The following is a 13,932-nucleotide window of genomic DNA, read 5'->3' on the forward strand; positions in this document are numbered from 1 at the left end:
CACGCAACTAAGCCCCGCCCTTATCTAAATTAATCAGTAAGAGGTTAAGCAAAGTTGTCAGTAACATAATGTTTTTCATTGTGAGCAATCGTACCTGTTGATGTATTAATTATGTTTTAGCACGTCCAAAAAGCACAGATCAAGCATAAAATTTTCAACAATACGTGATCGGATACTAAATTTAAAAACAAGACCACCAAAAAAACCTGAAAATAAGGTTAAATAATGCATAAAAAGGGAAGGAGATATAAGGCGAGTCTACAAACTTCGCTTATAGATAGATTAAATATTGTGTATAAAAAAACCGCCAAAAAGGCGGTTTTTCTCATTTATTTTCGTCTTCGAAGGGCAAAGCATAATAAACCGAGCAAGCTCACAATGCCTAAGCTGCCTCCTCCGCTGCTTTGCTCGACACGATTACTGGCAGTGTCATCGGTGCTACCGCTATCTGGTGATTTGTTACTATCGGGTGTATCACCATCGTCGCCACCTTCATCATCAGGAACTTTGTCACCATCGCTTGGGGCTTTGTCACCACCGTCTGGGTCTGTATCACCATCGCCCGGGTCTGTATTACCATCGCCTGGGTCTGCATCACCATCGCCTGGATCTGTATCACCATCACCTGGGTCTGTATCACCATCGCCCGGATCTGTTTGCTCTTCAACAAGAATATCAACCTTAAGTGACTTTACAGTCGCCTGCTCCCATAGCAGGTTCAATGCCAGTACATATGTTCCGGCTTCACTAAATACGTGGTCTAACACCGGCTCACTTAACGCATCACTAAGTGGCTGTTCATCTAAGTACCATTGGTATCGAATTGCCTCCAATGGCTCACTTGTAATTAACTGTGCCGTGATTTGAGTTTGCTCTTCTTCAGTAATTAGCTCAGGCAAGGTAATGTCTAGCTCAACAATCTTTGGAGTGACTAAATCAACCTCTTTTTCGCTCTCTTTAATCAAAACGCCATTTTGATAAACTTGCCTTTTAACTAAATAAATCCCGACAGCGTCATATTGATGTTCAGGTTCAGCGAGATGTGAGACTGTACCGTCACCAAAATCCCAAAAATAATCGAGTTGGTTGGCCTCCAACGGCAACGCAAGTGTGATCAATAATGTAGAAATCAACTTTTTCATATCAGCTCCTTGATATATATAATTCAGTAATATCAAAAGACATCACTGCCATAACCAGTATATCTTGTGCCTCCAAGCATGTTAATAGCGCGTTACAAAAAATAGAAAGTATTTTGGTCTGATATTTGAGCCACAGAGGCTATGACTAGCCTCTGTAAATTGCCTAAGCTAAAGGCTAAGGCACTCTGATAGAAGTGGATTTTCAAAACAGCGAGATTTAAGTGCTTCTGCATCAGCTAACTTTATTACTGCTTGATCATAATCAATTTGTGCTTGCACTTTTTCGTCATCTGTCGCGACTTGTAAAAACGCTTTTGCACGCTCTAAATCACGTACCGCTCTGCCATAGTAGCTATCCGCTCGTCGCCAAATCATCTCATCTTCGGTAGTCCGGCTGGCTACCCAATCTTGTGCGCCATAATGACCAGAGTCTTGGAAACTTTTTACGACAAAGCTGCGAGGCACCTTTTCTAATGAGTCTAAATCTTTTGCTAACCCATCATTATCAAAAGTATACGAAACCAATTCATGTAGAGTATCCAGACAGGGACTTATATTACTACCACTACAATAAGTCGGCCGTTCATTGAGTTGCTTTTGTAACCTAACAGGTAGCGGTCCATTAGAATTCACGTCTACGCTAAAAACAGCATTCTCTGCATACTTTTCAATCTCCTTAACTTTGGTAAAAGTTTTTTTAAAGAACAATAAACGGATCTTGACCTTAATTACAAAGCGTTTGTAGTCTTCTTCAGTTTTAAAGTGAAGCCTGGTATTTACAAAAAGATCTCGACCGTAGTTCACTTGATAAATAAAACTATGACCACAGTTTCCAATATCTATATTATTATTTAATGTGCGATTTTCCAGCGTGTCATACCCTTCCTCAAACTCAAGATGTAACTGTGAAGTCAATGACAAGCTGTCAGTCGCATTACGGTGTGTCATGGAAGTCGATACGCTACCAGCGATTATAAAGAGATTGACCCCGCCATGTACTTCACCAAATGTGCGACGCCGAATTAACGTTTCATCGACTCTTTGAAAATAGTTTAAGCGACCAGATAAGCTTGGATGATATTGAACATCTCCTCGCAAGCAAGGCTGTTCAACAGTGTGACTGTTAAAATTGAAACTCTTCCCCAGATCCGATGCTGTAATTTTTTCACTGTAATACACCTTGCCATGAGCTAAACAAGACAACAAAGCAATGGCTGCCAAGTAGATTTTCATATCCGCTCCTTGAAACAAGCCGTATAGACTAAAAACTATACGGCTTTCTTCAGATTATTGGGCAAAGGCATTGCCATAAGTGCTTAACGCCCCTTCACATAGGCGCCAATTGATGATCCCACGTGCTGGTGCGTTGACATCGATAAAGGTAGGTGCCCAACGTAGATTACGAAAACGTGCACTTTCTTCCTCGGTCACGACTCCAGAACGAACAGCCTCTTGTCTAGCAAGCTCACACTGCTTCCAATCTTGTTTACCTGTGCTAGGCAACTGTAAATCGGTCACGTTATAACTTGCAGGGCAAGCTTTACCGCGCTGCACACAGGCACTTTTCATCTCTTGTACTTTATTCTCGCATGCATATCCAAACGGGTTATCGCGGCAAAACTGAGCTGCATTAAAGAAGAACCATGCATTATCATAAGCAAGATCTTTAATGCGTTCGACCGATACCCGCTGGCCTTCTGGTAGATATGCATAATAGCTATTGAGTAGCTTTTCGGCACGTTGCTCATCTAAGATTGCTTGTTTAAAATCGTCTTCCAACTCACTTATCAACCACTTAGTCGCATTGCGTACAATCTGGTATTCCGGCACCAAATTGCGCAGGGCCAGTGACGAGTTTTCATAGCGTGTGGTGTAATAACGTACAACGTTATAATCGCTCAAGCTATTCAACTGTGAATTAAAGCCTGTTTTTGAATATTTAACCGCTTCATAAAACATATCAAAACATGGCTTTGGATTATCTAACGAACAAGTAATGATATTATTTGGGATCACGCTCAATAATTGCTTAGGATCTCCCCCTTGCTGTACTGCACGAACTGTAATCTTTACCGATGACTTAGTTTCATCTTTAAGATATTTAAGCTGACCACCAACCTTAAAAATACCGCCATACAAATCAACGTCGAGATAACCACCAATCTCTGATTTATCTTTGTTGCTCCCGTAATCTATTTTAAGGTTTACTAGCACACTCGCGCCGTATTCAACGCCAGTAACAAACTCATCGCCCACCAAGGTCTGAAGCTTTGTCTGGTGATTGTTCGCAATGTCATTACCCACTTGTGACAACACAAAGCCCTGATTTTGATTTTTGGGTAAGAACAAACGCTTTTTAGGTGTGCTTGCCGCACTGAAAGTATAGGAACTGGAATACGTGCTAGACGCCATTTCTTTTGCTAAAGAGGCACCCGCAGATACGCGCACAACAGGGAAATTGACATCGACATCCACGCTGCCGTTCAGCGTATTGAGCATGTCATCGTAGCTCATATCTATGCCGGTTTTGAACTTAAGTTCTGTGTTTCCAAAGGTTTCATCAATCACCCCTGATACCGGCTGCACATTGAGAAAACGCTTCTTTTGACTGTCATACGCCGTACCAATCGCAACATGATCGTTAATTAGTCCTGAGATCACAGAGCCTGATAAGTTTGAGCTTGAAACATCTGAAGCGGATGTCTGTGCTGCGACGCTTTGCCCAGTTAATGCCATCGCAATAACTGATAAATAAATAGGTTTCATATCATCTTTCCTTAACGAACTGTTACCAGGTAATCTTCAACTTCGCCATATTGAATGCGTGTACATGCGTTGTTGAAACCACCACCTGCATCCAAAGCCAAACGCATGACAGTAATGCCTTTAGGTACATCTGTAGGTATATCATGGGTAAATTCAAATACCCCTTCGCCAGTTGAGTGATGTATCATTTCGTTGCTTTCAAATGTACCATTGTGATTCCAATCAACCCAAGCTCGTAATGCAAAATAACCTGGGTACTCTGGTATAATTTTGCCTGGCGTAATTGTAAATTGTGTGCGCTTGTTGGCGGATAATGTCAATGCTTTTCCTGAAACCATTGTATGGTTATGAGAACCAGATACATGTTCAAAGCCGTCGACCTTAACACTTTCAATCCACTCCCATTCACTGTTATAACTCTTATTTTCACAGTACTTATGCTTTAATACTGTTGTTTTCAACGCTACCGCTTGATATTCTGGAGGCATAATAGTACATGCTTGATTTTCACTTGTTCCAGCAGTCCATTCATATGGGTTAGTAAAGTCTTCATTCGCGAAAGTAACATATTGAGCTTGCCCCGCCGCCACTTTTTCCTGGGACAACCAAAGTTCCCTCAGCTGCTGAATTTTTTGGTCTTTTGGAATGATTTCCCGCGTATCGAACATTTGTTCCCACATTTCAACCAATAAGCCGTCATAGCACTTATTTAACCAAGCAAAACGACCCTGTGCTTCAGCAGGCGTGAGTACATCGCCTAATTCACTATATTGGGCTTGTTGTATTAATTCATCTTTTTGTGTTTGAGCTTGCGCGCCCAATGCCAGTAATGAAGAAACAAGCGCGATTGACGAAACATATGTTCTCGTTGTTAGCTTATTCATGATGGTTTCCTTACTTTAATACGTCGCTGATCGCGCTGTAATCTCGATAATAAGTGAGATTGCCCGCTTCATAATCAATGCAATAATTACCTTCTGGGTTGCGCTCACAGTAGTCAACCATGTCAGCGAATAAGTTTGCATTGGCACGGCTAGAGTTCTCAATTTGCTGCAATTGCCCTAGCTGCTCTGGAGAGAATTGTGCAGCATAGTAACGCTGTAAATTTTTAGATCTACGGTAGGTTAGGCGCTCTTCGATCCAGCGCGCAGTTAATTCCTTAATGACCAATTTAGTCAAATAGTTCACTGGGGTGTAACCTGCATCTGGGATCAATTGCTGTAAGCCTGCTCCTGAATCTAGGTACCTAGTGATATAGCTCTCAGTGATGTTGTAATCATCTAACGTATCAAACTGGTTGATGTAATCTGACTTTAAGTAATTGACTGCAGCTTCAAATAAATTGAAACAAGGCTCTGGATTAAGCAAAGTACACCGCATGATGCCATTGGGAATAATATTTAACAGACGGTTAGGATCGCCGCCACTTTGATAACCACTGATCGAAATTTTTACCGACTGACGCTTTTCTTCATCAACCTTTTGTAATTTACCATCGACTTTTATGTTGCCAATCCAATCAACACTTAGGTAACCACCAATATTGCGTTTATCTTCCTCATTGCGGTATTCAATTTTCATATTGATAACCACATTTGAACCGTAAGCAAATCCTTGAACAAAGCCATCTCCTAAATTGGCAGCCTTATTGCCAGGATATGCTTGCGCCAATTCTTTTGCTGCCTGTGTTGGTTGATACCCATCTTCACCTGTTGGCATCAAAATACGGGACTTGGGCTTCACTGATGAATACACGCTATAGGTGCCTGTGTATCTATCCGCACTGATATCTTTGGCGTAATTTGCCCCAGCATCAACACGCACCGCTGGAAACTTAAAGCCAGCATCGACTTTGCCGTCAATCAGCTTTAGTGCTTGCTCATAACTTAAATCAACACCGACTCGAAAATCGATATTGGTATTACCCAAGTGTTCAACGGCTGTGCCCTGCACAGATTGAAGCCCTAATAAAACATCCCCTTTGCTTTGATAGGCGGTGCCAAGCGGCACTAAATCAATGCTTTTTGTCTCACTTGATAAAGCTTTTAATTCACTTAGCGTCTGTGGGGAATCTGATACTTGAGCAATGGCTGGAACTGCAGATAAAACCAGCGCAAGGCTAATGAAATTATGTTTTTTCATTTGTTTTCACTCCGTGAAGAGGCCTAGATTAGGCCTCTGCTAATTTGTGTCCTATTTGTTCAAGCTGTTTAGGTAATCTTTGTGCCACGCTTCAGGAATGCGCTTAAGAACATCTTGTTCTGTTTCAACAACCTCTTCAAACTCATTGTCTGTTTGCATTGCTAAATCGCCCACTTGCAGTCCATTTGCAAACATAGAGAAGGTTTCACCAGGGCTATGGTTAGGATCATCAGCTGTTCTTGCCAACTTAAGGTTATAGACGTGGTCATCGTACTTCACTTCCTCTACCTTGCTTACCAACTCAAGACCATTACTCGTTCGAATGCGATCGCCAACTTGAACCTTATTAGCCCAAGCTGATACACCAGCTTGCGTTAAAACAGGGTGAGACTCAGTAAGCAGAAGCTCTTTACCTGATTCGGTGGTTAATTTGACCATTGGCTGTGTCTCAGAACCTATAGAAATATCCTTAATTTCTAGTGGCATATGGACATTTGGCGCAAACTGGCTAGCACCTAGCACTGTATCTCCTACATTTAACTGCTCAATTGCTAGCTCTTTACCATTGGCAAGCTTAATTTTTGACCCTTTTGCCAAACAGCTGAACACCATTTGCAGCGGTGGATGATCAATGTCAACAAACGTTTGCTGTTTCGGCATATCTTGGCTTCCAATCACATAGGCAAAGTGTCTAATTTGCTTTGTTGGTCCAAACTGCTGCTCAACTTCAAACGCTAAGTTCATGATCCAGTGTGCATCTTCATAACGGCCATAGAGGCGTGCATCGCCAAATATACCTTTCGATCTAGGAATATTCCAGGATAAACGAGTAACATCGATATACTTTTGCGGCTGACCTTCTTTTGGTTTTCCAATTGGCTTTCTAAAAAGCTTTAAAGAGATGTAATCTGAAAATAAATAATTAGAACCTTGATATCCAGCACCAAGAACAGAGGCCCCCCCGAGTTCTTTAGTTTGAATAAAAATCTCAGAACCATGATAGAGGCCAAAAGGCTGCTCACCTTTTGGGTTAATGATGTAATTTGGGTTGCCTTTATCATCATAAGTAACATTTTTTGTCGACCAATCAGGACGGTAAATCTTGGTTACTTTACCCAGAATATCTCTGTATCCTGTGAAAGGAACAACCACTTTTACCTGCTCATTAGGGGTGCCTGGGTCATAATAAGCGTCAATATCACAGTCGTCATAACGACGGTTTAAACATACCTTAATACGGTTTAGAGTTTTATCGTCTTTGATCTCTTTTTTATCTTTAGGGTTTATAATGTCATATTGGATAAGTGCATATCTGTCAATCCTATCGTAATAGCTACTACTAGGTAAAATAGACATTTCATTGTTAGGGTCATGCATAGCAGCTTGCATTGGTAAATCACGGGCTGTTGCATACGATCTCACATAGCCTAATTCAGCAAGTATCGTCTCTTTTGGATACTCTATACGCATCTGTTTCGCCTCAGTAACTTCCGCACCTGTTGCATCAATATACACAACCACTACCCATGTATTGGCGTAAATTCTCTCTGCTGCCATTAACTTAGGTAAGACCTCATTCACTTTTCCAACTGAACTAATATCCATGCGCTTTTGTGTACTACTCCCCTCGCCAAAGTACTCTAAAACACGAGGGACGGTGATAGGTTGGTTATTTTCATTAACTAAAGTCAAGTCCATATAAGTGTACACGGTAGAACTTGCTTCGCTGTTGATTGCAGAGACGAATATATACTCCTGTTGATCCGTCCCAGTAGCAATTTTAAAGCCTAAGTCTTTAAAGAAAGAGCAGACTTGATCCGAAGTTGTACACATCGCATTTGAGGACTCTGCCAAACTAGTTGTGGCTAAGCCCTGCTCTTTTTCTTGCATTTTTTTGCGCTCAGTATTTCTTAATACCTTGAATAAATGCGGACGATTTTTCTCGTTTAAGCCGTGCTGGCCTAAACGAAGTTTCACCTGCTCAAACTCACTCAATGATGCATCCGGCTGGACAATCGTTTGAATTGTTGGGTTTTCAAATAGGACTGGCGCAGCAGTTGCACACAACGAAGCCCCTCCCAAAGCAGCGATCACTGCTAGGCTAACAAGTTTCATAAAGTTTCCTTTTTTTATGGTGATGCAAAGTAGCTCGTAGGCAAAGTGACCTTTGCCTACATGACTGCGAGCGATTTAGTGATATTTATCGTGTAACTTTGAGCTGGAGATCGTGGATTTCCCCATAATCAAACAAGTTACACGCATCCTTTTTATAAGAATACTGTGGGTGCTCTTCTATTTTTGCGCGAATGTCAAAATTCTTCGACCTATCATACCAAGGCAGTCGCGGTAGATTGATAGACTTGATGGCCTTAATCTGGCAATACTCTTGGTCATTGAGAGTGCGACAAGTACTGTTGTCCAGCCAATAATCATAATTGGGATCATTACCAAAACTTGATTCATCAGCACTGAAAACGCCATCGCGATTTTCATCTAGCCATATTGTAAAGCGAATACCACGATTACTATTGTTTAATAGGCTCTCTGCTGTAGAGCGCGGAATTAAATTAGTCATGACTTCAAGGCTCAAATTAGACTTATGATCCATACTGAAATTTTCTAAGACAGCTTTGCTATACCCTTGCGGATTATAACCTGGGGCACTAGGTAATATTGCAAGCTCGGTATTATAGTTGAACAATTTAAGTTCATCTATATATAAAACACCTGCATTGTCCGCATATCTGATTTTAGCTGGGCACTGTTCTATGGGCGCCAAATAAACCTTATTTGATTTGGTATCCAAGTCACTGTTATCGTCATAACTAACCTGTAAAGATACATCAAACTGACCACCGCCTTCTGGGTACTCAATTATACTAGGCTCTTTTACACGGCTAGTTTTATTATCAAAGCCAAATTGCCACAGATAACTAACCGCTTTATTCGGATTTACTTGAGAGCTATTAGTGAATTTAACGCGATTTCCTTCAAGATATTCAATGCCAAAGTTAGCAATAATTGGCAATGCAACTGAATCCATATCTAACATCACATCAAGTACTTGGCTATTATCAACAAGGCCACAACCATCCCAAATATAGTAATCTAATTCTCCAGTTGAAATAGCAATTCTCAGTACTCCCATGCCCGGGGAGATTTGTTGATTAATATTAAAAGACGCCGATTTCCCAGATATTCTTTGTTCGCTAACGATGTTTTCGTCCAACTCCAATTTGCCATTTTTATTGTAATCAAAAAATACATCGAGCAGTTTACCCGTTAAATCTTGAGAAAAGTTAATGGTATAATCTTGCTTTGTTGCCAGTGCAAAAGGCGAAGTTATATATGGTGTATAGCCGGCTGGCAACCCATTAAACTCATGTCCTCCAAACGAAATGGAGTCAGTGTATAAAACATCATTAGTCATATAGGGCGCACACGCCTCGGCTTTGCGAGTAAAAAAGTGCTTAAAGGCTGAGGATGTTGTGCCACTTACTGTCGTCACATGCAGCGCAAAGCGCACTAATTGATCTTCTGCCAGCACTTTTTTGCGCTTCAAGAATGGATAAATTGCAGTGTTATCACTTTGATGCCATTTTTCTATTTGACCATCACCCCAATGGACTTCAATTTGTGTAATTGTGCCAGGGTTAAGACGGCTTAAATCATAATTAACAGTGTTATAATTCAACCAAATATCAGCATCTAAGGTAGATAAACCTATACCCGTTGAAATACCAACCCCAGCTAAACTATCTGCAATGTCACTGATGACTTCTTCCGCAGCCTTATTATCAACTGTGATATGACTCGCTTGATCAATTAAACAAAAGCCAAATTCATTAATTGTCATACCCGCGAATAAGCATTGAGAAGCATTGGCACGTAAAAATAAATTGTATGCTTGTTGAATACTCCAATTATGTGTTTTTACCAATTCATAAAAAGCTTTTCGCAATACACCTCCGTTGTCATGGCCTGTTTTGGCACTGGTAAAGTCTTTCCAATGATCAATGCTTCTGCCATCCCATGAAGGCAGTTCGAAATACCTCATTGCATGATCACCAACTACAATATCCCAGCCATACCACCATTTACGGTTGGTACTATATTGTCCCTGTTGTTCTATAAACATATCTACAAATGACTGGGATTGAGTATAAGCTCCGCTTGCTGCGTGCTGAAAATAGTCAAGGGCAGCAAGTGCTGCGATATCTGATAGACCTTCATTAATGGCATAGTCGATATGACTGTTGGCACCAATAGCTGAGTTCCATTCAGTGATCGCATGCCCAACTTCATGTGCAACGATCCCCAATCCAGTAAATGAATAAAACTGATAACCATTGTCACCAGGGCCATAATTAACGTAGGCACCGTCCCACCAAGCGAAATTAGAACCAAAAATGGTATGGTGATTTACTTTTTGCTGCAGCGGCTTAATACAATAACCTGAGCTAGAGCAATCTACTGACTGGTTTGGAAACAATTCACGCAACTTTTTATGGAAAAACTGCATCACTAAGCCACCATTAAAATGTCCTTCATTGACTGCACTGTAGCTCAAGCGTGCATTGTAGTTTGTATCAATCTCACTTTTAACGAAGTTTTCATTGTTCTGTTGACAGACATAGGAAGCAGGCTCAGTCTCAGACTTTTCCATATCAAAAGTGGTAACGTATGGATTTTCAAGAATACAGTTTCCATTTTCTTTTTTGATAACAAATGGAAATCCATTGAACTCTGCAAAAATCGCATCGCGATCTAAATCTTCAAACAACAATTCTTGGCCGACAGGGTTATAACTATCATATTGATAGCTTGTACAGTTACTCATACTACTAGGGCTAGGTGAAAAGCAAATTGCACCAAGCTTAGTATTGCCACCAATACCACCGCCTACTTGATACCCTTGCTCTTGTAATGAATCAGGAGCAACTGCATACAAAGTATCATCTTGCTTTGATAATATAGCCAAGTTATTGCCATCGAGCACCCACCGCTCACTGCGCCCATGCAGCCTAGTTTTAACTTGAATAACAGGCAATAAATCACCATCTATCAATGTATAAGCTGTCATTATATCGACAATTTTAGCCCCTTCGAGCACACTGAGTTCGCTGATTGTTTGCTCTAAAGTAGGCTGCATCACATCATGGTATACAGCAGTTTTCGCCTTAGCACTACCAGAGAGTAATTTACCCATAGTTTGTCGAATTGACCCGTTGCTATTGCGTGCTACGACAAGATTACTGCCTAATATAGGTTGGTTATTAAAATACGCTTGATAATGGTCATAGGTGCTGCCTTTACCAACACTTTTAACAAGTTTATATTGAATATTTTGATCATTATTAATAGTTTTTAATTCAGCTTTCGTCGAGGCAAACTCTGTGGGTTTAAGAAGTGAGCTTTCCAATTCATGCCATAAAAACTGCTTATTATACAGTGAAGTCTTTTCCACTGCTGCCAAGGCAGTACACACAGGCAACATAGTTAATGAAAGGCCAAAAAAAGCAGCCACATGTTTCATACAATCCATCCTTTTAATTGTAACAAACAACAATATTACTTTTTAACATTGCTCAACATTATTTGAACGCATTTTATACTATATAGAATTTGGGTTGTATAGAGTAATTACATCAAAAATTAAAAAAAAGCACCTAATGAAAATATAAAGTGAATACTGAAGGCACAAAACCCACTACCCCAATAGGGAAATTACAATAAAGTAACAGGAATCAAAAAGGAACTAAACAAAATAACAATAATGATAAAAAATCAATTTTGTGTTTTTAGAAGTAAAAAAAAGAGAATAAGCTGAATAAATGGGTTAAATGTATTAGTCCACTAAATATTAAATAGGGAACAAGACATAAAATAAATATTGAGAATTGAACATAGTGTCCGTTAGCGATTTATATCGCTATTGGACAAGACATTAATTATTTATATGGTTTAAGTAATTGGTAATTTTAAATCGAGGTTTTTTGATAACCCGCAGCACCTTTTGCTATGTACCTAAGTTGCCATATTAAACGGGCAGTCAACTCAGCGCGCTGTTGCTGGTCTTGGTCAAGTGCTTCGGCACCTGAGCTAAATACCAAGGTCACCATAGCCTCTGCCTGCATGTAAGCATGATGAGAGTCCACCTTGGTTTCTGACTCAAGATAATGTGCAAGCTCTAAAATAAAGTGCTTTATTTCTCTGGCGACTGCTGCACGAAAAGCAGGGGAAGTGCCGGAACGTTCTCTTAAGAGTAATCGAAATTGGTTACTTGACGTCTCAATAAATTCCATAAAAGTTTGCACAGAGGTATCTATTACGCTGCCACCACTGGCAATACGTCGCCTTGCTTGACGCATTAATTGCCTTAAAGTGAGGCCAGCTTCATCCACCAGCGTCAAGCCCAACTCATTCATATCTTTGAAGTGACGATAAAACGAGGTTGGCGCAATCCCCGCTTCACGGGCCACTTCACGTAAACTCAAATTAGAAAAACTGTGCTCAGCACTGAGCTGATTAAACGCTGCTTCTATCAGTGCTTGTCGAGTTTTTTGTTTTTGTTGTGCGCGCACACCTGACATGAATGACCCCTAATTTATTTACCCCAATATGCTAATTGGGCAGTCTAATACTTGACGGCGCAAGAATGAAATACTATTTTAGCGTACAAGTGTACGCTGAGATTTTAAAAAATGAAAAAACCGCCGATTATTTGGACTAATGTCATCTTCTTTAGTCTGTCTTTTTTAGCTGCCGTGACCTTGGTGCCTTGGTACGGGTTTGAATATGGTTATACCCTCACTCATTGGCTAGCATTCATTGCCTGTATGTTTTACGCTGGCATGTCTATCACCGCTGGTTACCACCGCCTTTGGGCGCACAAGGCCTATGAAACACATCCTGTGATCCAAGTATTTTTTGCGCTGGGCGGAGCCTTTGCTTTGCAAAATAGTATTCTTCATTGGAGTAGTGATCACCGCGTACACCATGGTCAGGTAGATGACCCAGTCAAAGACCCTTATGCCGCTACCCGTGGGTTCTGGTACAGCCATATTGGCTGGATGCTGCGTGATTACCAAGGGGAAAGCTATGGTGATTACAACAATGCGCGCGACTTGCAACGTAACAAAATCGTAATGTGGCAGCACAAACATTATTTAAAACTCGTACTACTGACTAATATTGGTATCCCATTACTGCTTGGACTGGCACTGGGCGATGTATTTGGCATGTTGCTATTAGCCGGTGTACTACGTTTAGTGCTATCGCAACACTTTACATTTTTCATCAACTCACTGGCACATATTTGGGGCAGCCGCCCTTACACAGAGAAAAATACAGCCCGTGACAATGGCTTCTTGGCGTTACTAACTTATGGTGAAGGCTATCACAACTTCCACCATATTTTTGCAAGCGACTACCGTAATGGGATCCGCTGGTATCATTACGACCCAACGAAATGGATGATCCGTGCTCTGTCATTCTTTGGCCTTGCCAGTAAGTTAAAGCGTACACCGGTGGAGCGTATTGAAAAAGCCAAAGCGGAAACCTTGTTGAATAAAACGAAAGTTACCCTTGCAAAATTGCCTTTAGCACAAGATAAGCTTACATTGTTACAACAAGAATATGATTTGCTTTTGAAAAAGTTACAGAACTTCTGTGCAATTCAAAGGCAATTACTCGAAGCTAAAAAACATGCCGTTTTAGAACAGTGTGAACAATCCGCGCTACACAAACAATACTCTGAATTAGAGCAAGCGTGGCATTCACAAAAACAAGCATGGTTGGCATTAAACTCGAGGCTGTTAAAAGGCGCAGCGAGCTAACCCGCACCCTTATCGGCCTCCCCAATTAGCAAGTAAGGCGAGGC

The 13,932-nt window shown here is 40.8% G+C and carries 9 protein-coding genes; 1 reads left to right on the plus strand and 8 read right to left on the minus strand.

Features of this window, described 5'->3' with window-relative positions:
- Nucleotides 1-329 precede the first annotated feature (329 nt).
- The 8 genes from AC2CZC_RS05405 to fabR all read right to left on the minus strand — a co-directional run bounded on the left by AC2CZC_RS05405 (nt 330) and on the right by fabR (nt 12,643).
- Nucleotides 330-1,142, minus strand: coding sequence for a PKD domain-containing protein (locus AC2CZC_RS05405; RefSeq protein WP_063361609.1), 813 nt, complete (start codon nt 1,140-1,142; stop codon nt 330-332).
- A 168-nt stretch (nt 1,143-1,310) separates the two neighbouring features.
- Nucleotides 1,311-2,375 carry a hypothetical protein gene (locus AC2CZC_RS05410; RefSeq protein WP_063361610.1) on the minus strand — a complete coding sequence of 355 codons (1,065 nt, stop codon included), beginning with the start codon at nt 2,373-2,375 and terminating at the stop codon, nt 1,311-1,313.
- 54 nt (nt 2,376-2,429) lie between these two features.
- On the minus strand, nt 2,430-3,908 hold the full coding sequence (locus AC2CZC_RS05415) for an internalin (RefSeq protein ID WP_484584088.1): 1,479 nt from the start codon (nt 3,906-3,908) through the stop codon (nt 2,430-2,432).
- Between the two features lie 11 nt (nt 3,909-3,919).
- The gene (locus AC2CZC_RS05420; protein WP_063361612.1) at nt 3,920-4,792 is read right to left on the minus strand and encodes a GEVED domain-containing protein; all 873 of its coding nucleotides are present in this window, start codon (nt 4,790-4,792) and stop codon (nt 3,920-3,922) included.
- 10 nt (nt 4,793-4,802) lie between these two features.
- On the minus strand, nt 4,803-6,050 hold the full coding sequence (locus AC2CZC_RS05425; RefSeq protein ID WP_063361613.1) for a hypothetical protein: 1,248 nt from the start codon (nt 6,048-6,050) through the stop codon (nt 4,803-4,805).
- Between the two features lie 51 nt (nt 6,051-6,101).
- Entirely contained in the window at nt 6,102-8,165 is a 2,064-nt protein-coding gene (locus AC2CZC_RS05430; protein ID WP_063361614.1) for a Hint domain-containing protein, read from the minus strand.
- Nucleotides 8,166-8,250: 85 nt separating this feature from the next.
- Nucleotides 8,251-11,586, minus strand: coding sequence for a M4 family metallopeptidase (locus AC2CZC_RS05435; RefSeq protein WP_063361615.1), 3,336 nt, complete (start codon nt 11,584-11,586; stop codon nt 8,251-8,253).
- Nucleotides 11,587-12,031: 445 nt separating this feature from the next.
- Nucleotides 12,032-12,643: an HTH-type transcriptional repressor FabR gene (fabR, locus tag AC2CZC_RS05440; protein WP_063361616.1), complete on the minus strand. Its 612-nt coding sequence runs from the start codon at nt 12,641-12,643 to the stop codon at nt 12,032-12,034.
- A gap of 111 nt (nt 12,644-12,754) precedes the next feature.
- Here fabR and AC2CZC_RS05445 point away from each other — a divergent pair, with 111 nt between their 5' ends.
- Nucleotides 12,755-13,888 carry an acyl-CoA desaturase gene (locus AC2CZC_RS05445; protein ID WP_063361617.1) on the plus strand — a complete coding sequence of 378 codons (1,134 nt, stop codon included), beginning with the start codon at nt 12,755-12,757 and terminating at the stop codon, nt 13,886-13,888.
- Nucleotides 13,889-13,932 lie beyond the last annotated feature (44 nt).

It is taken from the genome of Pseudoalteromonas sp. MMG033 (assembly GCF_057197785.1).